15 protein-coding genes are annotated in these 19,878 nt (G+C 63.7%); 11 read left to right on the forward strand and 4 right to left on the reverse strand.

Translation table 11 applies throughout. The features are described from left to right. Nucleotides 1-19 precede the first annotated feature (19 nt). Nucleotides 20-1,081 carry a patatin-like phospholipase family protein gene (locus P5W98_RS22825; RefSeq protein ID WP_421025843.1) on the forward strand — a complete coding sequence of 354 codons (1,062 nt, stop codon included), beginning with the start codon at nt 20-22 and terminating at the stop codon, nt 1,079-1,081. A 61-nt stretch (nt 1,082-1,142) separates the two neighbouring features. Further along, complete coding sequence (locus P5W98_RS22830) at nt 1,143-1,763, forward strand: HD domain-containing protein (protein WP_421025842.1); 621 nt, start codon at nt 1,143-1,145, stop codon at nt 1,761-1,763. 37 nt (nt 1,764-1,800) lie between these two features. Here P5W98_RS22830 and P5W98_RS22835 read toward each other — a convergent pair whose 3' ends face one another. The 4 genes from P5W98_RS22835 to P5W98_RS22850 form a co-directional block, all read right to left on the reverse strand. Further along, nucleotides 1,801-2,751, reverse strand: coding sequence for a hypothetical protein (locus P5W98_RS22835; protein ID WP_421042721.1), 951 nt, complete (start codon nt 2,749-2,751; stop codon nt 1,801-1,803). 41 nt (nt 2,752-2,792) lie between these two features. Continuing rightward, nucleotides 2,793-3,308, reverse strand: a complete 516-nt coding sequence (locus P5W98_RS22840) for a (2Fe-2S)-binding protein (RefSeq protein WP_421025840.1) — start codon at nt 3,306-3,308, stop codon at nt 2,793-2,795. Further along, nucleotides 3,305-6,097, reverse strand: a complete 2,793-nt coding sequence (locus P5W98_RS22845) for a xanthine dehydrogenase family protein molybdopterin-binding subunit (RefSeq protein WP_421025839.1) — start codon at nt 6,095-6,097, stop codon at nt 3,305-3,307. The genes P5W98_RS22840 and P5W98_RS22845 overlap by 4 nt, the downstream gene beginning before the upstream one ends. 138 nt (nt 6,098-6,235) lie before the next feature. Next, nucleotides 6,236-7,540, reverse strand: coding sequence for a formylglycine-generating enzyme family protein (locus P5W98_RS22850; protein WP_421025838.1), 1,305 nt, complete (start codon nt 7,538-7,540; stop codon nt 6,236-6,238). Nucleotides 7,541-7,928: 388 nt separating this feature from the next. Here P5W98_RS22850 and P5W98_RS22855 point away from each other — a divergent pair, with 388 nt between their 5' ends. The 9 genes from P5W98_RS22855 to P5W98_RS22895 all read left to right on the forward strand — a co-directional run bounded on the left by P5W98_RS22855 (nt 7,929) and on the right by P5W98_RS22895 (nt 19,877). Then, a complete protein-coding gene (locus tag P5W98_RS22855; RefSeq protein WP_421025837.1) occupies nt 7,929-8,354 on the forward strand; it encodes a DUF4399 domain-containing protein in 426 nt (141 codons plus the stop codon). A gap of 49 nt (nt 8,355-8,403) precedes the next feature. Continuing rightward, a complete protein-coding gene (locus P5W98_RS22860; RefSeq protein WP_421025836.1) occupies nt 8,404-8,841 on the forward strand; it encodes a DUF4399 domain-containing protein in 438 nt (145 codons plus the stop codon). A gap of 397 nt (nt 8,842-9,238) precedes the next feature. After that, nucleotides 9,239-9,508 (forward strand): hypothetical protein, encoded by a 270-nt coding sequence (locus tag P5W98_RS22865; protein WP_421025835.1) that lies wholly within the window; start codon nt 9,239-9,241, stop codon nt 9,506-9,508. Nucleotides 9,509-9,679: 171 nt separating this feature from the next. Beyond that, the gene (locus P5W98_RS22870) at nt 9,680-11,110 is read left to right on the forward strand and encodes an efflux transporter outer membrane subunit (protein WP_421027030.1); all 1,431 of its coding nucleotides are present in this window, start codon (nt 9,680-9,682) and stop codon (nt 11,108-11,110) included. 187 nt (nt 11,111-11,297) lie between these two features. Then, a complete protein-coding gene (locus P5W98_RS22875; RefSeq protein WP_421079602.1) occupies nt 11,298-13,223 on the forward strand; it encodes an FHA domain-containing protein in 1,926 nt (641 codons plus the stop codon). Nucleotides 13,224-13,263: 40 nt separating this feature from the next. Beyond that, complete coding sequence (locus P5W98_RS22880) at nt 13,264-14,643, forward strand: HlyD family efflux transporter periplasmic adaptor subunit (RefSeq protein ID WP_421027029.1); 1,380 nt, start codon at nt 13,264-13,266, stop codon at nt 14,641-14,643. A gap of 66 nt (nt 14,644-14,709) precedes the next feature. Continuing rightward, nucleotides 14,710-15,462 (forward strand): peptidylprolyl isomerase, encoded by a 753-nt coding sequence (locus tag P5W98_RS22885; RefSeq protein ID WP_421025833.1) that lies wholly within the window; start codon nt 14,710-14,712, stop codon nt 15,460-15,462. Nucleotides 15,463-15,480: 18 nt separating this feature from the next. After that, on the forward strand, nt 15,481-18,552 hold the full coding sequence (locus P5W98_RS22890; RefSeq protein ID WP_421025832.1) for a peptidase domain-containing ABC transporter: 3,072 nt from the start codon (nt 15,481-15,483) through the stop codon (nt 18,550-18,552). Then, nucleotides 18,549-19,877, forward strand: coding sequence for a sigma-54 interaction domain-containing protein (locus P5W98_RS22895; RefSeq protein WP_421025831.1), 1,329 nt, complete (start codon nt 18,549-18,551; stop codon nt 19,875-19,877). Before P5W98_RS22890 ends, P5W98_RS22895 begins: the two co-directional genes overlap by 4 nt. Nucleotide 19,878: the final 1 nt, after the last annotated feature.

A 19,878-nucleotide genomic window follows, 5' to 3' on the forward strand; every position in this document is an offset into this window, starting at 1 on the left:
CCCGCCAGCGAGGCGACCCATGGCGACGAAGCAGACAGCAAGCCGTGAAAGAGACAACGATCCCGCAGCGCCAAAGCAGATCGCGCTGGCATTGCAGGGCGGCGGGATGCACGGCGCGTTCACGTGGGGCGTGCTCGACCGCCTGCTCGAAGACAAAAGACTCGCGATCGAAGGCGTAAGCGCGACGAGCGCCGGTGCAATGAATGGCGCCGTGCTGGCGTACGGGCTGTTGAAGGGCGGCGAAAGCGGCGCGCGCGAGGCACTGCACGACTTCTGGCATGCGGTTGCCGAGTCGGCGGAACGCTATAACCCGCTGCGCTGGGTGCCGTGGCTCAAGGGGTCGCACAGCTTCGGGCTCGACCATTCGCCGCTCTATGCATTCGCCGACATGATGCTGCGAATGTTCTCGCCCTACCAGTTCAATCCGCACAACCTGAATCCGCTGCGGGAAGTACTTGAACGCCAGGTCGACTTTGCGGCGCTGCGCAAGTCGTGCCCGATCCTGCTATACCTTTGCGCGACCAACGTGGAGACGGGCAAGATCCGCCTCTTCACGGGCGAGGACGTCTGCGCGGACGCCGTGCTCGCCTCCGCCTGTGTGCCGACGCTGTTCCAGGCGGTCACCATCGCAGGCGAGCACTACTGGGATGGCGGCTATATGGGCAACCCTGCCATCTATCCGCTGATCTATCACTGCAAGACGCGCGACGTGGTGATCGTCCATATCAACCCGCTCGTGCGGCGCGGGGTGCCGGTCACGGCGGCCGAGATTCTTAACCGGATCAGCGAAATCAGTTTCAACTCGTCGTTGATGCGCGAAATGCGCGCGATCGCGTTCGTTACCGATCTGATCCAGAAGGGTAAGTTCGCGCGCGAAGAAATGAAGGAAATGCTGATTCATTCGATCCGCTCCGACGCGGCAATGTGCGCGCTCAGCGTATCGAGCAAGTACAACGCGGATTGGAATTTCCTGTGCGAACTGCGGGACAACGGCCGAAAGGAAGCCGATGCGTGGCTCGCGAGGCACTATGTCGATATAGGCCGGCGCTCGAGCATCGACATTCGCAAGGAATTTCTCTGAGGCTGTCGATAGCGGCTGCGCAAGACCGGTGCCAGGACGCGCGGTGCGCAAAGGAGCAAGGGTGAACCTGAGGCAGGAGCGCTTCGTCGAGTTGTGGTCGCGCAACGGGGGGCAGCACGCCGACGCCGTGTATGCCGATCTCGTGCGTCGCTATGGGGAACCGGGCCGTCACTATCATACGTTGCGTCACGTTCGACGCTGCCTGCGCGATTTCGATCTGGCGCGCGATGCCATTGAGCGCCGCGATGTCGTTGAGCTGGCCCTATGGTGCCACGACGTGATATACGTGCCCGGCGCTCAGGATAACGAACAGCGCAGCGTCGACTGGGTGCTGCGCCGGGCCGACGATCGCATGGTGATGCGCGAGCGCATTTGCGACGCGATTCTCGCGACCCGGCACACCCGCGTTCCAGTCGAACTGGATTCGCGCTTTGCGTGCGATATCGATCTCGCGGCGCTCGGCGCACCGCGTCGCCGGTTTCAGGAAGACGGCATGCGCCTGAGAGCCGAACGCCCGGACCTTGACGACCACGCCTACGCCTTGCAGGAGAGCAAGATCCTGCGAGGCTTGCTCGCGCGGCCACGCATCTACCTGACCGATTACTTCCATTCACGCTGCGAGGTGCGCGCGCGCGAAAATATCGCATGGCGGCTCGGGGGGCAGAGGCTGGAATTGCAATGACAAAATGGCGTCGTTGCGTTCGAAACAGATCGTGGCGTCATTTACCGTAGCTCGCCTTCGAACTTGCTGAAACGGGACTGAAGCTGCAGTTCGGGTTTTTGTGTGCCTTGTCATTGCAGCAGGCCAGCAAGGCCTCGACCGATTTCACGTTTGCCTCATTCCATTGCGCCTCGCTCATGGTGTTGTCGGTCGGCATCCAGTGGCTAAGCGGATAACGGTTGGCGAGCGTGTCGTTCCCAGGCGCGGAAAGCTTGCCCGCCGAAAGGCCGATATAGGCCGTGCAACTCTTCTCGCTGCCTATCCGGTGGCAGCCGATACAGGCGTTGCCCGGTGTGGTGATCGTCGTGAGGCGATGCGATGAAAATGCCGCGCCGATGTTCGAATATCTCCCCCATGGGTCGGTGGGCACCTTGTCCCAGACCTGCCCGATATACGGGCTGAAGACAAACGGTCCGGCATCGTGGCAGGACACGCAGGTGGGCTTCTCCGCTGCAACCTTTGCGGGACTCATCCAGAATTCGACCGCGGCGGGACGGCCTGGCGGCGGCCTTTTCTCGTTGGGCGGCGGCACACGGGTTGCATCGAATCCTTTCGTGCCCGAAGCGGGTGCGGATTGGAACCAGCAGGTCTTGCCGTTGCCAGAGTGATGCATGACGATGTCGACTTCGTCATAGTTTGGATTCGTGTCGGCGCGCAGCGTGTTGCGACGGCAGTACGCGGCGATCTGCGTATTGCCGCGCGATAGATTCAGAATTTTCGAATACGGGATGCACTGTCCCATTACTTCGGAGTCCGGGTGAAGTAAAGAGGGCTTGTCGCACAGCCGTGGAGATTCATTTTTCGCGGGAGGCTTGCCGTTGATCGTAATGGGTATGTCCGTTCCGTCGTTGCAGTCGAAGGCGGGAATTGCGCCGATTTCCTTCGCGCATTGCTCGGCGTATTCGAGCAATGTCTGTTCGCGCGCCCAGGCCGCAAGCGGCATGGCCATGATGCAGGCCAGTGCGAATAGCCGGATCGCTCGGCGCATCTTCACGCTCCGACTTTCATGTGCTGTTGCGCGACTTTGCGGATGGCATCGCGGTACTTGACGTAGCCGGTGCAGCGGCACAGATTGCCGCCCACCCAGGTATCGATGGCCGCTTCGAGTTGAACGGTGCCGTAGGCCTTCAAATGTTCGAGCATGGCGGTGGCCGCCATCAGGAAACCGGGCGTGCAGTACCCGCATTGAAACGCGAAGGATTCGAGGAAGGTCTGTTGCAGCGGCGAGAGCGTGGCCCCTTGCGCGAGGCTCTCTACGGTATAGATGTACTGATCCGCGACGGCGCTGACGGGCGTCACGCATGCCAGGGTTTTTTCCATCAACGCGTCCTGGCCGCTACGCATGCCTACGGTGCACGCACGGCATACGCCGATGCCGCAGCACACTTTGGTGCCCGTCAAGTCCATGCGTTCGTGAAGGAATTCAGCGAGGCTCATATCGGCATCGGCCGCTGGAACCGTGACCGCTTGCCCGTTCACGTGAATCTGCACCGCACGTCCGCTCATGCCAGTGCCTCCCGAATCATCCCGGATGTCACCGGTGTTTGCCTGAAGCGGCGCCCTGTTGCCATGGCCAGCGCATTGAGCAGCGCGGGCGCGATGGGACACATGACGGCCTCGCCGATTCCGCGTGCCCCATGGCGATCCTTGTCCGCGGGCGGCGGCAGCGTGATGAGTTCCTGGATCGGCACGTCGGTCATGCGCGTGATCAGGTACTGGTCCAGATTCCACTTGCCGTTTCCGGGGCCTTGGTCGCCGAGCGGGCACGCTTCGCTGAGCACGTTGCCGATCGCCATTGCAACAGCGCCTTGCGATTGACCTTCGACGATCTCAGGGCAAATCAGCCGGCCGGCGCTGAGCGTGGTGACGACATGCTCGATCTTGACGTGCCCGCTGGCTGGGCTGACGCTTAGCGCGACCAGCGCGGCAGCGGGCGCATAGTTGGTCCGGCCGTATCCCACTGCGTCGTGCGGCGCGATCAGCGCACCGTGAGGCAACGGCTTGAGGTTGCGCGTATCGGTGCCGACTGCCACGAAGTCGCAATCCATCTCGGCGGCTCCGGACTTGAAGGTGTACTGACGTCTCCAGAAATCGCCCGCGTAGGTCACGTGGACGGCCGCCACGGTGGGCAGCTGCATGCGTTCCATTTCGTCGAGCAAGGCGGACCAGCTGAGTGACGGGCGGCCAGGGGCCGTCAGCTTTCCGTTCGTCCACTTGAGCGCTTGCGGCGCAATGCGCGCGTTGCCCCATATCTGGCGCGCGGCGGGCAGCACGCTCTGCAACATCAGCACCATGGCCGCGCGATCCACGGCCTGATAGTGATGGAATGCCCCGAGGCACGCGCTCGACGACCCAAACGGCCCGGAAATGGGATAGCTTCGGCTGTCGTCCGGCCATTGGCCGAGCGCCCGGTAGTTGAAATCCGTAATGGAGGCGAACGCCTCGACCTCGCTCATCACGATTTCTTGCGCGTTGCGCCCGAGCCAGGTGGCGGGTGCGAGTCCCAATGTGGTCGCCGCGCCATTGCCCATATCGGTGTAGTGCGTCAGCACGCGCACGTCGGCATCCGGCTGAATCTGCACCATCGCGAACACAGCGTCTTTCCCGGTGCCGTAGGCTTGATTTGACATGGCGAGCCCGACGCCATATCGCAATCCTTGCTTGCGCTTTTGCGCGCGGGTGCTTTCCCGGTTGCGCCACAGCGAGTGAGTTTCGAGCCGGTTCAGCAGTTCTTCGAGTTGCAGGTCGAACAGAATGGGCGCGCCGGTCAGCGTCTTGCCACGGCCTTTGACAAGCAGATTGTCGCGGCGAATCTCAAATGGGCTCTTGTGCAGAGACTGGGCGGCCTCGTCCAGCAACGTTTCGATGGCCAGAAAGGCTTGCGGGCCGCCGAAGCCGCGCTGTGAACCACCGAACACCTCGGGCGTCCAGGTCACCGAGCTTTGCGCAATCGCGCGCGGAATGTCGTAGCAACTCATCGAACTCATCGCCGCGAGGTCGCCCACGGCACCCGACAGGTTGGCCTTGCCGCCGCCATTGAGCTTGAACGTGCTGTCCAATGCCTGGAGCTTGCCATTGCGGTCCACCCAGATGGACTCCGTGAATTCGGTTTCGGATCGTTTCAGGCCTACCTGGAACTGTTCGTAGCGTGACTGTTGCCAGCGCAATGCCCCCTTCGCAAACGGCGCCGCAAGCGCAAGATAGAGCGGGAAGTACGATTTGTCCCGGCCGCCGAAGCCGCCGCCGGGATAACATCCGGTCACATGCACGTGATCGATATGGATCTTGCTATTGGCAAACAGGCTGCCGGCAGAGGTGGCGTCGTCGCGTGGCGATTGTGTGCCGAGCACCAGTTGCAGCACGCCGGCGTCCTGCTGATACCAGGCCAGTCCCGCTTCCGGTTCCAGAAAGACAGGGTCGATTGCGGGTGTCTGAAACGCGCCGTCGAACTGGCGCCAGGCGCTGCTTTCGACATTGCGCCTCGCCAGCGCGCGAATCTCGTCGCTCACGGTTTTGCTCTGGCTGCGGAACGCGTCGGTTGGGTTGCCATTGGTGTCCGTAACCATGTGGATGTTAGAGAACGATTTGTCGTCGTCGCGCACATAGAGTTTGGGCAACGAAAACAAGGGCGGCGGCTGGTTGTCCCGCGATACCGTTGCGCCATAGCGAATGACCGCATCGTTGAATTCGAGCAGCTTTTTCGCGCGGCGCCAGGTATCGAAGTCTTCGAAGATCAACAGGGCGACGGGCTGACCGTAGCAATCCGCCGGGTCGCCTGGCTGCGCAAAAAGATAGATATCCTTGTTCTTTCTCGGATCCGGCTTGGTCGAGAGATAAATGTGATTGTCGTTTAGCGTCTCGTTGGATATCACGGCAATGGGACGAAGCTCGCGAGGCAATACGCTGAGATCGAATCCCTCGACCTTCTTGTCGATGCAATTGCACCGCAGCGCGTATAGCCAGTTTTCCTGTTTCGGCCATCCCGCGAAGTCGCGTGCCTTGAAGTCGCGCGCGTAGATCTTCGCTCCCGTGACCTTGCGCACGCCTTCGATACGCCAGCGCGCCTTGCCGGGCTTCGGCGCCCATGCGGGCATGCCATTCACGGCTTTCTCCGGTGCCGCGGCTTCTGGCGTGGCGTGGGTGCCCGGGCCAATCGTTCCGGCGGGTTCGCTTTGTGTGCGCTGGGCAGAACACGCACCGGTCAACGCCGTGATCGAACTCACCGAGACCGTGAATGCGCCACTGCCCATGGCCTTGAGGAAGGTTCGGCGGGTGAGGGAAACATCGCAAGCCATGCTGCGTCTCCACGTATGGAAATCGAATCCTTACGGGTGTGCTTACATGATTCGGACTGTCTTTGAGGACACCTGCACCGCGTGGCCGCGCTATGGCACACGCTATGGCACACGCTATGGCACACGCTATGGCACACGCTATTGCATGTCCCGCGCCACACGAAATCCATTGGCGTTGTAACGCACGCTGCTGTCGTATTTGAAACGCGTGGCGCTCAGCATATAGCCTGCGCCGTCTCGCCAGGAGCCGCCGCGGATTACCCGCGCCTGGCAGTTGGGCTCGTCCCACGAGCGGCCGTCGTCGGGGGCGTTCTTGTACGAGTTGTGCCAACAGTCGCTCACCCATTCCCAGACCCCGCCGGCCATGTCGTAGAAGCCATAGGGATTGGCCGCAAAAGAGCCGACATCGTCGGGGGCTTCCACGCGCCACGGCGGCCCGCAATCCTTGCAGTTCGCCGTGCCCTTGCGCATTTCGTTGCCCCACCAGTAGCGCGTTGCGGTGCCGCCGCGCGCCGCATATTCCCACTCGGCCTCGGTCGGCAGGCGGTAGGGCTTGCCGCTGATCCTGGAGAGCCATTTCACGTATTGCTGCGCGTCGTCCCAGCTCAGGTCGCGCACGGGGGCATTCGGCGCGGCGTTGCTATCGCTCGACAAGCGCGGGCAAGCGCCGGCGTTGACGCACGCGTTCCACTGCGCCACGGTCACCGAATATTTCGCGAGCGCGTAGCCGTGGCCAATCGTTACGCGGTGCACGGGTTTTTCCGATGGGTCGTCGGTTTCGTTGCCCATCATGAAGTTGCCCGGCGTTACTGCGATCAACAACGGACAAGCGGGGCAGTCCTGAATATCGTGCGGGCCCGGCTTGACGGCGACGACATTGGTCTTCGCAGGCACCGCCGCTTGAACTGCTGCGGGAACCGCGGCTGCGGCGGCGGGCGCCGGCTTCGCTTGTGCGGCTGGCGGTGCGGCTGCGGCTGGCGGCGCCTTCGTTTGCGCGGATGGCGACGTGGCTACAGGGGGAGCGGCCTTCGCTTGCGTGGCTGGCGGTGCGGCTGCGGGAGGCGGGGGCTTCGCTTGCGTGGCCGGCGCGGGTGCCGCGCTTGCAGCACCGCTCGCCTCGTGTGCTGCTGGCGCAGCGGGCGCTTTCGACGCCATTGCGCGCAAGCGTGCAAGACGCGCCTGGGCGAGCGGCGCGAAGCGCCCGTTCGGATACGCCTTCAGATACGCCTCATAGTCGCTCGCGTATTGGCTGTCCTTGACCGAATTCCAGAACGTGATCTCGTACTCTTCCGAGGTGTCCTTGGGCATCAGGCCAACGCGCATGACAGCAAAATCGTTACCGGAATGGACAGCGGGTATCGCGCGCGCGTAGCTGAAATGCGCTCGCAGCGCCACGGCGTGCAGCGTGCTTGCCGGAGCCGGACGGTCATGCGTTGCCGGCATGGCTGGGAGGGTCGCCGAGCTCAGGCTGAGCGAGGCCAACAGGCACACAGGCACCAATCGCCGCCACATGTTCGTTCTCCATATCACGCAACACGAGGAGCAACATCAGGAGCAAACCCGCAGCAAATCAGGAAAACCCTGGAAGGCATCGGCTTCTCATACAGAGGTGTGCTGCCTTATTGACGCTTCAGGGTACAGACACAAACACTGTTCGTATACAACTACAAAATAGCACGCGTGCGGGCGATGCATGAGATGAATGAAGCGGTTGAAACGAAGGCGGCGCACACGCGCCGATATATGTGCATCCGGGGGAATCCGACCTAAGCTGTACATCACGCGCCGGATCGCGAGGCAGCGTGCGGATCGCCGCAGAAGGAGCAACGAGATGCAACGAAGAAAAACCTTGTTGGCACTGGCAGCGGTTGTTCTGATACCGCGTCTGGCGTTTGCCGAGCGCACCCCATCGCCGCCGGGCGCCGAGGTCTACATCATCTGGCCACCGGACGGAGCAACGATTCCAAACGGCAAGTTCTGGGTACGCATGGGTTTGCGCAACATGGGCGTCTGCCCCAAGGGCGTGAACCGGGCGAACACGGGCCATCATCACGTGCTCGTCGACACGGATCTCCCGCCGCTGGACCAGCCGATCCCGTCGGACCGCAATCATCTTCATTTCGGAGCGGGCGAAACGGAGGCCCGCATCGAGCTTCCCCCGGGCAAGCACACGCTGCAGTTGCTGATGGGCGACTACAACCACGTGCCGCACGATCCACCCGTGTACTCGAAGAAGATCACGATCACGGTGAAGTAGCGGAGCAGGGCTTACTGGCTGTTTGCAGCCAGATGCGGGAGTGCATGCCATGAACAGGATTCTTGTCTTTGTCCGTGTTTTTGCGGCCAGCCTCGTGCTGCTCCTTGGCGGCGCGGCGCACGCGGGCACGACCCCGGCCGACCCCAAGGCCATCGCCTATATCGGCTGGCCCAACAACGGCCAGGTGATGCCGGCCGGCAAACCGTTTCGCGTCTGGTTCGGGTTGCGCTACATGGGCGTGGCGCCCAAGGACGTCGAGTTCAAGAACACCGGGCATCACCATTTGCTGATCGACACCGACCTGCCGCCAATGGATCAGCCCATTCCCTCGGACCGCAACCATCTGCATTTCGGCGCGGGCGAAACCGAAACCACGATCCAGCTGCCGCCGGGCAAGCATACGCTACAGCTGCTGATGGGCGACGCTCATCACATTCCGCACAATCCACCGATCTATTCGAAGAAGATCACCTTATACGTTAAGTGATCCATACGAAGTTGATTACCGGGCATTGGCGCGCGCGATAAAGCGCGCGCCCAAGCGCCAGGCGTCATCAAATCCACAGCGAGCGCACGCTCGCTGCCCGCTTTCAGTCCCTCACCCAGCAACCCGCTCAACACCCGGCGCTTCAGTGTCGGCGCCGCGCCAACACAATTCGCGTGCTGAGTTGGCGCGCGCCCATCAGCGCGCGTGGCCCGCGAGCATCGGTTCAGGTGTTCGGCACACCCATGAACATCGGTGAAGTCCCTATGCAGCGGGCGTTGCGCGGCTTTGCCGGCGCGCGGCCGCGCAACTGGCACGCCTCATGCCTTAATGGAAGCGAGCCCGCAACATTGCAGCTCAAACGCCAACACCTGGCACCTTACCTATCTGGAGAACTGTCATGAGCAAGCTGATGATCGCCGACCTGAGCGCCACCCGGGAACTCGACTGCCGTTCCATGAGCGCCGTCCGCGGCGGCTACCTGGGCCTGCCGGTCTACTACCCGGCGCCGAGCGTGAAGATCGACACCACCACCTTCAGCGCAGAACAGCTGATTGGCCAGACCAACAATATCGTGAGCAACACTGGCAACGATGTGGCGTTCGTATCGGGCATCCATTCGTCGGTCAATCCGGTGCAGACGGCGAAGAACACCATCAACTTCTTCTGATCCTGCTGCAAGACGTGGAAGCGAAAGCGCTTCCACGTCACCGCCTTCGCTTCCCATCCCATACCGCCTCGCCGTCGCGTTCCGCTCAAGGAGTCGATCGTGAACACACCGCTTTCGCCGTTGCACATGCCGTTGCACACGCCGTTTCCCGCACCTGCACGTTGCAGCACGATGGGTTTGCTGGCGCGCTTCATGGGCCTGGCGGGATTGAGTGCGGCGCTGCTGTGCGGTTGCTCGGATCTCAGCACGCCTGCTTACCACCGCCCCGACATGCCGGCCAAGCAAACCTGGGCGCACGCGCACGGCGCTGTTTCCGCGGCGGATACGGTCGACGCGCAATGGTGGAAAGCCTTCAACGACCCGTACCTGAACACGCTGATCGACAAGGCGATCTCGGGCAACGTCGACATCAAGATTCTCGCGGCACGCATTGGCGTGGCCGGTGCGCAGATCGGCGAAGTGCAGGCCGGCGCGCTGCCCACGCTCGATGCGGGCGCGGGTATCGATTACGAAAAGAGCACGGGGCAAAAGCTCACGAAGACCTATAGCGTCGGCACGCAGTTGAACTGGGACATCGACATCTGGGGCAAGGTCGAAAAAGGCGTGCAGGCCCAGAAGGCGGAATACCACGCGAGCGAGGCGGATTGGCGCGCGGGGTGGCTCACGCTCGTTGCGAATGTGGCGACCACTTATTTTCAGATTCTCCAGTTCGACGATCAAATCCGCGAGGAGCAACAGACGCTCGACAAGAACAAGCAAATTCTCACGATCTACGAGCAGATGTATGCAAATGGTGTGGCGCCGAGGACCGAGGTGCTGCGCCAGAGCGCCGAAATCAACGGCCTCGTGAACGAGCTGCTCGAGCTGCACCGCTCGCGCGATACCGAGGAAAACGCGCTGGCCACGCTGATTGGCGTGCCGGCGGGCGAGTTCAAGATGCCGGCGGGCCAGTTGCGCCAGCGCGTGAAGCTGCCCGACGTGCCGATGGGGCTGCCCGCCCAGTTGCTTGCACGCCGCCCCGATGTAGTGGCCGCGCAGTTCCGCATTCTCGAATCGTATGATGAAGTGGGCGCCGCGCGGCTCGCGCAATTGCCGACCATCAGTCTCACGGGGCGCGGCGGCACGGCCGCATTCTCGCTCTCCGACCTGTTCAAGGCCTTCACCTTCAGCTTCATGCCGAGCATCAACCTGCCGATGTTCGATCCGGGAGTGCATGCGCACATCAAGACGACCGAGGCGCAAAGCAAGGTGACTGAAGAGCAGTATCGTCAGGTGGTTTTCACGGCCTTCGAGGAAGTCGAAAATGCGCTCGTGAATCTCGACGCGCACAAAAAGCAGCGCACCGAGCTGCTCCAGCAGAACGAGCGTTTGCGCATGGTCGCGGCACAAGTGGAGGCCCAGTTGAAGGAAGGGCTCGTCTCTCAGCTCGAAGTGCTGGAGTCCGAACGTTCGCTCGCTTCCGCGGAGCTATCGCTGCTCGCCAATCACGAACAGATCCTGAGCGACACCGTCACGCTCTATAAGGCAATCGGCGGCGGGTGGCCTGCTGTCGAAGTGACCAACGTGGCATCGTCGGCTGTGGCCGCAGCCCCGGCAAGGTGAGCGAGGGTGAGCACGCGCAACGCGGCGGGACGCGCCAGTGGTTTGATTCCCGCGATCCGTCGCCTACACTTTTCTCACACTCCGATCGCCATGTGCAGGGCGCGCGGCTTCACACGGATCGCCGGTGCGCACGCAGCGCTCGTGCTGCGCGCAGTCTGGCGGGCCAATGCTGATCGTTGGCGGAATCATGGTGCCTGACGTCGCTTCGATTGCCGCTTCGAGTGCCGCTCCGATTGTTGAGAGGCAGACCACACTCGACCGGACCTTCGATATCGTGCTTCGGCCGATATCCCATCCGGAACTGGGCGAGATCCGCATCGACAAGGATCTGTTCGCCGTGGGGCGCACGCAGCCGCCTTTCGCGTCCGCGCGGCCCGAACTGGTCGTCGACGTTTCGCGCCGTCATGCGCGCATCTTCCGCGAAGGCAGCGTGGCCTACGTGGCCGACCTGGACAGCAAGAACGGCACGGCGGTCAACGGTATCGAAGTCACGCAGAAGCCCCACGTCCTGAAAGACGGCGACGAGCTCTGCTTTGCGGGCACACTCAGATACCGCGTGGGTTTCGTCCCTCGCGCGGCGCGCGCGGCAGTGCGCTCGGCCATCGTGACGCTCACGCCTGAACGCGGCGATCTGGGTTTGCAGCCGATCGTCATCAGCAGTTTTCCGTTTCTCGTGAGCAAGGCCGACGAGACCTTCGCCCAGTATCGCGAGGCCTGGCCGCATCAGGTGAACTACCTCTCGCGGCGCCACGCGCACATCTACGCCGAGGACGACGCCGTATACGTCGAAGACCTCGACAGCACCAATGGCACGTTCGTTGACGGGCAGCGCCTCGCCGAGCACGCAGTGCGGCTGGCACAAGGGCAGCGGCTCGCGTTCGGCGGCGACCACTTCGCTTACCGCGTCGGCCTCGAAAGCGCGTCGTCAACCGATTCCACCGTCACGGCCACGCGCCAGCCCGGCGCGGTCGCGCCTGCTGGCGATCCCCATGCCGCCGCCGCTTCCGGCACCGATGGTGTGTTCGATCCTGAGCGCACCACGTTCGTCGGCACCGCGCACTCGTTTCTCGACATCTTCTGCACGCCGGTGCCCGCGCAGGACGACGAGATCAACCCCGATGCGCCCGCGCGCGCGCCCGAACCGGCGCCGGACGCGCGGCGCCGGCGCGGCCGGCTCGAAGTGTTTCTCTGCGAGTTGAGCGAAGCGCTGGGCGGCAGCGGGCGCATCGACATGCGCCGCCTTGGCTGGTGGGGCGGCGGCGTGCTGGCCGCGCTCGTCGTTCTGGTTGCCGTGACGTACTTCCAGGGCGCGCCGCAGCGCGAGATGCAAGCCTTGCTCGCGAGCGGCCAATATGAAAGCGCGGCGCGTATCGCCGATCAGCACCTCGCACGCTACCCGGACGACCCTGCGTGGCGCGCGATGGGGACAGAAGCGCTCGTCAAGGCGAAGGTGCCCGAATGGATCGCCGCCATCAATGAGCATGCGTTCGATCGCGCGCAAGCCATCGTGCAGGCGATGCGCGCGCTTGCGCGCCACAACCCGGACGCAGCGCCGCTCGTGGAGAACATCGGCTGGATGGGCGCGCTGCAGTCGTTCGTGCTGGGGCGCGGCGGCCCGCAAGCGCCGATCCGCATCTATCGCGACGAAGCGCCCATCCGGGCAATCACGAGCCGCTGGAACGACGACCCCGGCGAGCATCAGCGCGCACTCGACCGGATTTCGGCCTACGTGCCGGCGTTTGCGACGGTCTATGCCGATGCGCTCAGCCACTTGCGCAAGCTGCAAAGCGACGACTCGGTCTACGTCGCCGCGCTCGAGCGCATCAAGCAGGCGATCGGCGAGGCGCTGGAGAGCGACCGTCTCGACGGGCTCGCCGCGATGCTGGCCGACTACGCTCAACGCTACCCGCGGCTGGCCGGGCTCGACGCCGTGCGCGCCGACTTCGACCAGTATCAGCAGATCGACAGCGAGGCGCACGCCGGCCATGTGCAGGCGGTGCGTGAGCGCCTCGCCGCGGCGCACTTCGCCACGCCGCAATTCGCGGCCCATGCGGCCCGGCTTGAAAGGCTCGCATCGGCAGGAGACCACGGTGAAGCTGCCCCGGCTCGTTGAGCGCCTGCGCGCGGCGCTGCACACGCTCCAGTCACGCGCGGTGGTGCCTGCTGCGCCCGAGCCGCCCCGGCCGCTTGGCGAGGCGCTCGACGATCACAGCGAGGAAGGCCTCGCGATCCTGACCGCGCGGCCATGGCGCTTGATCGAGGCGACCATCATCGCGCTGGTGGCGCTCGTGGTCTGCGGGCTCGCCTGGTCGTTCGTCGGCCGCGCGGATGTGATCGTGAGCGCGCCGGGCACGCTCTCGCCCGAGTCCGAGGTGCGCCGCATTTATGCGCCCGTGGACGGCGAGCTGGTCGATATCTATATCGCCGAGGGCCAGCCCGTGGAGAAGGACGACGTGGTTGGCCGGATCAATGCGCGCGGTGCGATCCAGGCGGCAACCAACGCGCTCGACGCGCGCCTGAAGCTTGACGACGCCGAGCGCGAGTGGAAGGAGTTCCCCGAAAAGAAGGCGCTCATGGTGCGCAAGGCCGAGGCGCTCAAGGCGCAGATCGACGTGGAAGAGCAAGCGCATGAAAACCGCGTTGCGGAAGGCACGAGCAAGCTGCAGCAGGCCGAGAACGCACAGCTGGACGAAGCGCGCGGCAACATCGACAACGCGCGCCACGTGCGCGACCTCGCGAAGGAAGAGCAGGACAAGTACGAGCGATTGTTTGCGCTGCCCGGCGGCGGAGGGATTTCGCAAAGCCAGGTAGAAGAAAAGCGCAGCGCGTTTTTGCAGGCGGACAACAACTACCGGATTGCCCAGGCGCGGCTTGCCGCGCTGCAGGCGCAGACGAGCCACGAGTTCGCGCAGGCGAAGGCGCAGCTTCAGGGCAGTGCCGAGACGCTCACGAATCTGCGTATCGAATACGATGCCACCGAGCGCGAAATCGCCAATACCGAGGACAAGCTGCGCCTGCAGGTGCAGACGGCGCGGCTGGCCGCCGACGCCGCGGCGCGCATCCGCTTCGAGAACATCGACAAGGACAACTTCCTGCTGGTGCTCGCGCCGGTCTCGGGCGTCATCACGGACGTGACCACCACGCAGCCCGGCGACAAGATTCAGGCCAACACGCCGCTGGGCGGCATTGCGCCCGCCAACGCGCGCCCGGTCGTCAAGGTGGCGATTGCCGAGCAGGACCGGGCGTTTCTGCACGAAGGGCTGCCCGTGAAGCTCAAGTTCAACGCGTTTCCTTATCAGCGTTATGGCGTGGTGGATGGCACGCTCGAATATATTTCGCCGGCCACCAAGCCCCAGGCGCAAACGCACGAGCCTGTTTATGAAGGGCGCGTGCGCCTTGCGCGCGATGACTTTTCCATTGCGGGCACGACGTATCCGCTGCGCTACGGCATGACGGCGACGGCCGAGATCGTCGTGCGCGAGCGGCGGCTCATCGATTTCGCGCTGGACCCGTTCCGGCAGGTCGCGGGCTGAAGCTCGCGGGGTGGGCGGCCGCGACCCGGAACTCACGAATCAGGATCTGAAACTCAGGGGAACGAGATGACGGCAATCGTACGTATCGATGACGAGGTGATCGGCACGGAGGATTTCATCCGGGTGCTCAAGCTCACGGGGCAGTTCGAGAGTCTGGTCGAGCAGCAGGTGCGCGACCGGCTCACCGTCATCGCGGCGAAGAAAATGGGCGTGCAGGTGAGCGCCGACGAAATCCAGCAGCGTGCCGACCAGTTCCGCCGCGTGCGCGGGCTGCATCGCGCAGCGGACATGAATCGCTATCTGGACGTGTTCGGCATCAGCCTGGACGAGTTCGAGCGCTTCATTACCGACACCCTCTATCAGGAGAAGACCTTCGACCAGATCTGCAGCGACGAGGCCGTCGAAAGCTATTTCAAGCTCAATTCGCCGAAGTTCGACAGCATCGAGGTGAGCCATATCGTGGTGGACTCCGAAGGCAAGGCGCGCGAAGTGATGTCGATTCTCGAAGACGACCCGCAGGCGTTCGGCGAAATGGCGCGCGAGCACTCGATCGCCGATACGAGCGAGCGCGGCGGCGTGATCGGCAAGGTGCTGCGCGGCTCGCTCAAGACCGACATCGAAGCGAAGGTGTTCAACGCGCAGGTGGGGGACCTGCTCGGGCCCTTTCCCGCGCCCGACGGCTCGTTCTTCGAGATCTTCTGCGTGAGTGCGAACCATCCGGCGACGCTGGATGCGGAAGTCTCCTCCGAAGTGCGCCGGCTGTTGCGCGAGGAATGGCTGGCCGAGCGCGCGCAGGAACACATCATCGACGCGCATTGAATACGCGGAGCCCCGCAGATGGATACCCAGGCGCCCGCACCGGCTAGCGCACCCACGCTGGCGGAGTTTCTCGCGACGGTCGAACCGCTCTCGCTCTTTTCGCGCGAAGAACTCGACCGCCTCGCCGCGCAGGTTCAAACGCGCAGCTACGCGTTCGGCGACACGCTGTGCAAGCGCGGCGACCCCGCGGCCGGACTCTACGTGATTCGCTCGGGCTCCGTGCGCCTGATCGCCGAGGAGCGCGGCAAGGAGACCAGCCTCGGCGTGCGAAAGGCGCCCGAGGTGTTCGCCGAAATCGCCATGCTGCGCGACTACTGGCACGAGGTTTCGGTGCGGGCCTCCGCGAAAACCGAGGTGCTCTGCATCCCGCGCGCGGCGCTCGAACCGTTGCTGGCCGCGAACCCCGCCGCGCAGTCGTTCGTGACGAGCTATGTGGCGATCAGCTCCGCGGGCGGCTTCGTTTCGCGGCTGTTCGATTTGCGCGGCAAGCTCTCGCGCGAAGAGCTCGAAGAATATGTGTCGAGTGTCGGCGTCAAGCGCGTGAGCGCGGGCAAGGAGGTCGTGCGTCAGGGCGCGGGCGGCGACATGCGGCTTTATGTGGTGCGTCAGGGGGAAGTGAGCATCGCGCGCGAGGAAGAGGGCAACGTGTACCAGCTGGGCAAGCTGGGCGCGGGCGAGATTTTTGGCGAACGCGCGTGCTTGCTGCGCCAGGACCAGCAAGCGAGCGTGACCGCGCTCACCGACGTGCGGCTGCTCGTGATTCCCGAGAAGACCGTGCACTTCATGCTCGAACGCAACCCGAAGCTGCGCGAGGTGCTGGAAGAACGCGTGCGCTTCACCGAGCGCGAGTTGCAGCGCCAGAAGAAGCTGGCGGAGCGCCGCCGCCACCCGCTCGCGATCGACACCGGCGCGGATGCGAAATTCAACGAGCGCATCATCAAGCGCTTCGTGCTGGTCGAGCAGGCGGAGGAGATGGATTGCGGTGCGGCGTGCCTCGCGATGATCTGCCGGCACTACGGCATTGCGATGACGCTGGGCAAGCTGCGCGATCTCGCCAACGTGACCACGCAGGGCGCGACGCTCGAGAGCCTCGCGCGCACCGGCGAGGCGCTCGGCTTCACCACGCGCGGCGTGCAGTGCACCTATGAGGCGCTGCAAGGCTTCGAGCTGCCCTTTATCGCGCACTGGGAGGGCTACCACTATATCGTGGTCTATGGCGTGTCGAAGCAGTGGGTGAGGGTGGCCGATCCGGCGCTGGGCTTTCGCAAGCTGAGCGTGGAAGCGTTCGAGCGCGGCTGGAACGGCACATGCCTGCTGTTCACCGCCGGCGAAACCACGGGCGCGCAAGTGGCGTCACGCTCGCCGTGGGTGCGCTTCATCGGCTATCTGCTGCCGTACCGGAAGATCCTCGCGCACCTTTTCCTCGCGACGTTCGTGATCCAGATGTTAGGGGTGGTGCCGCCGCTCATCATCCAGAACATTCTCGACAGCGTGATCGTGCACCAGAACGTGAGCCTGTTGCATCTGTTGATCGTCGGGCTCGTCATTTCGCACGTGTTCACGCAGTTGATGGCGACCATACGCGCGCATCTATCGAATTTCATGGTGCGCAGTCTCGACTTCGCGATGATGTCGCAATTCTTCAAGCACACGATGTCGCTGCCGTTCTCGTTCTTCGCGCGCCGCAAAACCGGCGATATCTTCGCGCGTTTCCAGGAGAACCAGACGATCCGCGCGTTCCTCACCGAATCGACGGTGACCACGGCGCTCAATCTGCTGATGATTTTCATCTACTTCACGATCATGTTTCTCTACAACGTGAAGCTCACGTTGCTGCTGATTGCTTTCGTCATACCGATCATGGCGCTCACCGCGATCGCCACGCCGCGAATCAAGCGCTATGCGCGCGAGGTCTTCGCCGTATCGACGGACGCGCGCTCGATGCTGATGGAAACGCTCGGCGGCGTGGAGACCGTGAAGGGCATGGGCATCGAAAGAGCGGTGCGCCTGAAGTGGGAGCGCAAGTACGCGAAGTCGCTCGAAGTGCAGTATCGCGCGCAGGCCTTCAACATTCTGGTGGGTCTCGGCAGCCAGTTGCTCAACGCCGCCACCACGGTGGTGATTCTTTGGGTGGGGGCCACGCTCGTGCTCGATCGGGAGTTGAGCATCGGCCAGTTGATTGCGTTCAACGCCTTCATGGGCAGCGTGCTCGCGCCGCTGATGGGCCTCGTGGGCCTCTGGAGCCTCATGAACGATGCAGCGGTGGCCATGGAGCGCCTGGGCGACGTGCTCGACATCGAGCCCGAGCAAAAGCCCGCCGATCTCGGCTCGCGCGTGCTGCTGCCCGACGTGCAGGGCGACATCGAATTCAACGGCGTGTATTTCCGCTATGGCGGCAACGAAACGCCCTATGTGCTGGAGAACATCAGCTTCTCGATCGGCCGCGGCCAGATGGTGGCGATCGTCGGGCGCAGCGGCTCGGGCAAGACGACGCTCGCCAAGCTGCTGGTGGGTTTCTATGCGCCCACGGAAGGCAAGATCAACGTGGACGGCTACGACATGAGCGCGATCGACCACGCGTACTTTCGCGCCCAGGTGGGCTATGTGATGCAGACCAACCTCGTGTTCTCAGGCACGATCGCGGAGAACATCGCTTGCGGCGACCCGAGCCCGGACTGGCGCCGCATGGAGGAAGTGGCGCGCATGGCCGACGCGCACGCGTTCATCAGCAAGATGCCGCTCGGCTATGAACAGGTGGTGGGCGAGCGCGGCATGGGTCTCTCGGGCGGGCAGATCCAGCGCCTGTGCATCGCGCGCGCGCTGTATCACGACCCGCGCCTGCTCGTTTTCGACGAAGCCACCTCGTCGCTCGATACGCAATCCGAAAGCAATATCCTCTCGAACATGCACGATATTCTCCAGGGCCGCACGGCGCTCATCATCGCGCACCGCCTGAGCACCATCATGCGGGCCGATAAAATCCTCGTGCTCTACGAAGGCGCCATCGTGGAGCAGGGGCGGCACGAAGAACTCGTCGAGCGCAAGGGCATGTACTACCAGCTCGTCCAGAAACAGCTGAGTGCGACATGAAACTCTTCGACCCGCATGGATTCGGCAGCTCCACGCTCTCTTATGCCGGACTGCTCGAGAAGATCGAGATCCTGCGCTCCACCTTGCGCTGGGCGCCGCGGCTCGAACGCGCGGAGATCGAGAAGCTCCTGAACCAGTCGAACGCACTGCGCGACGAAGTCATGCAGCTTTCGCGCAAGGAGCGCTTCATCGAGGCGGCGGCCGATCTGTCCGATGTATCCGATGCGCCCGAATCGCTCGACAAGCCCGAGGCGCTCTCGCCCTCCGCGCACCGGCGGCGCGAGGCGCTCCTGGCGCGCAGCTTCATTTTCGAAGGCATATTCGGCGACAACCCGAAGCTGCTGGCGGCGCTGGAAGTGGCGGAAAAAGCGGCGCCCACCGACCTGCCCGTGCTGATCGACGGCGAAAGCGGCACCGGCAAGGAGCTGATGGCGAAGGTGATCCATGCCAACGGCGCCCGCTCGGAGCGGCCGTACATCTCGGTCAACTGCGGCGCGATTCCGGACAACCTGCTCGAATCGGAACTGTTCGGCCATCGCAAAGGCGCGTTCACAGGCGCGTCGAGCGACCGCAAGGGCAAGTTCGAGAGCGCCCACACCGGCACGATCTTTCTCGACGAGATCGGCGAGCTGCCGCTGCAAGGGCAGGTGAAGCTGCTGCGCGTGCTCGAAGCGCACGAGATCCAGCGCGTGGGCTCCGACGAGCCGATTGCGGTGGACACGCGCATCGTGGCCGCGACCAACCGGAACCTGCGCGAGCTGGCCGCTCAAGGGCAGTTTCGCGAGGATCTGTTCTACCGCCTGAGCGTCATTCATGTCACGCTGCCCGCGTTGCGCGAGCGCCGCGACGAGATTCCCTTGCTGATTTCGTGGTTCGGCGACGAGGCGGCCAGCCAGCTCAAGCGCCGCCCCGTGAAGCTCACACCGAAGCTGCGCGATTTCCTGCTCACCTATGCGTGGCCTGGCAATATCCGCGAGTTGCGCAACGTCGTCTATCGGTTGTCGTGTCTCGCGGGCGACACCGCCGACCTCGAACATCTGCCCGACGATATCCGGCCAGGGCCCGCGCCTGCGGCATTGCGCGAGGTCGATGGGCACGCGCTGGGCGCGCCGCTATCCCTCAGCGACGCGAAGCGCGCCGCGAGCGACGAAGCCGAGCGCGCCTTTCTCGAACGCGGCCTGCATGAAACCGGCGGCACCGTGGCGGAGCTGGCGCGCCGCTGCGACATGAACCGCTCGCATCTACAGATGCTGCTCAAGAAGCACGGCATCCACTCGAAGGATTTCCGTCATGCCGACAAGACGGATCGCGACAAGGAATCCTGAG

This window comes from Paraburkholderia sp. A1BS-2L, from assembly GCF_051125205.1.
Classification (GTDB): Bacteria; Pseudomonadota; Gammaproteobacteria; order Burkholderiales; family Burkholderiaceae; genus Paraburkholderia.

What these genes read in the sequence shown, in the direction of transcription:
- P5W98_RS22825 (WP_421025843.1), top strand. Translation starts at nt 20, where the DNA reads ATGGCGACGAAGCAGACAGCAAGCCGTGAAAGAGACAACGATCCCGCA.
- P5W98_RS22835 (WP_421042721.1), bottom strand. Translation starts at nt 2,751, where the DNA reads ATGGCCATGCCGCTTGCGGCCTGGGCGCGCGAACAGACATTGCTCGAA.
- P5W98_RS22840 (WP_421025840.1), bottom strand. Translation starts at nt 3,308, where the DNA reads ATGAGCGGACGTGCGGTGCAGATTCACGTGAACGGGCAAGCGGTCACG.
- P5W98_RS22845 (WP_421025839.1), bottom strand. Translation starts at nt 6,097, where the DNA reads ATGGCTTGCGATGTTTCCCTCACCCGCCGAACCTTCCTCAAGGCCATG.
- P5W98_RS22850 (WP_421025838.1), bottom strand. Translation starts at nt 7,540, where the DNA reads ATGCCGGCAACGCATGACCGTCCGGCTCCGGCAAGCACGCTGCACGCC.
- P5W98_RS22855 (WP_421025837.1), top strand. Translation starts at nt 7,929, where the DNA reads ATGCAACGAAGAAAAACCTTGTTGGCACTGGCAGCGGTTGTTCTGATA.
- P5W98_RS22860 (WP_421025836.1), top strand. Translation starts at nt 8,404, where the DNA reads ATGAACAGGATTCTTGTCTTTGTCCGTGTTTTTGCGGCCAGCCTCGTG.
- P5W98_RS22865 (WP_421025835.1), top strand. Translation starts at nt 9,239, where the DNA reads ATGAGCAAGCTGATGATCGCCGACCTGAGCGCCACCCGGGAACTCGAC.
- P5W98_RS22870 (WP_421027030.1), top strand. Translation starts at nt 9,680, where the DNA reads ATGGGTTTGCTGGCGCGCTTCATGGGCCTGGCGGGATTGAGTGCGGCG.
- P5W98_RS22875 (WP_421079602.1), top strand. Translation starts at nt 11,298, where the DNA reads ATGGTGCCTGACGTCGCTTCGATTGCCGCTTCGAGTGCCGCTCCGATT.
- P5W98_RS22885 (WP_421025833.1), top strand. Translation starts at nt 14,710, where the DNA reads ATGACGGCAATCGTACGTATCGATGACGAGGTGATCGGCACGGAGGAT.
- P5W98_RS22890 (WP_421025832.1), top strand. Translation starts at nt 15,481, where the DNA reads ATGGATACCCAGGCGCCCGCACCGGCTAGCGCACCCACGCTGGCGGAG.
- P5W98_RS22895 (WP_421025831.1), top strand. Translation starts at nt 18,549, where the DNA reads ATGAAACTCTTCGACCCGCATGGATTCGGCAGCTCCACGCTCTCTTAT.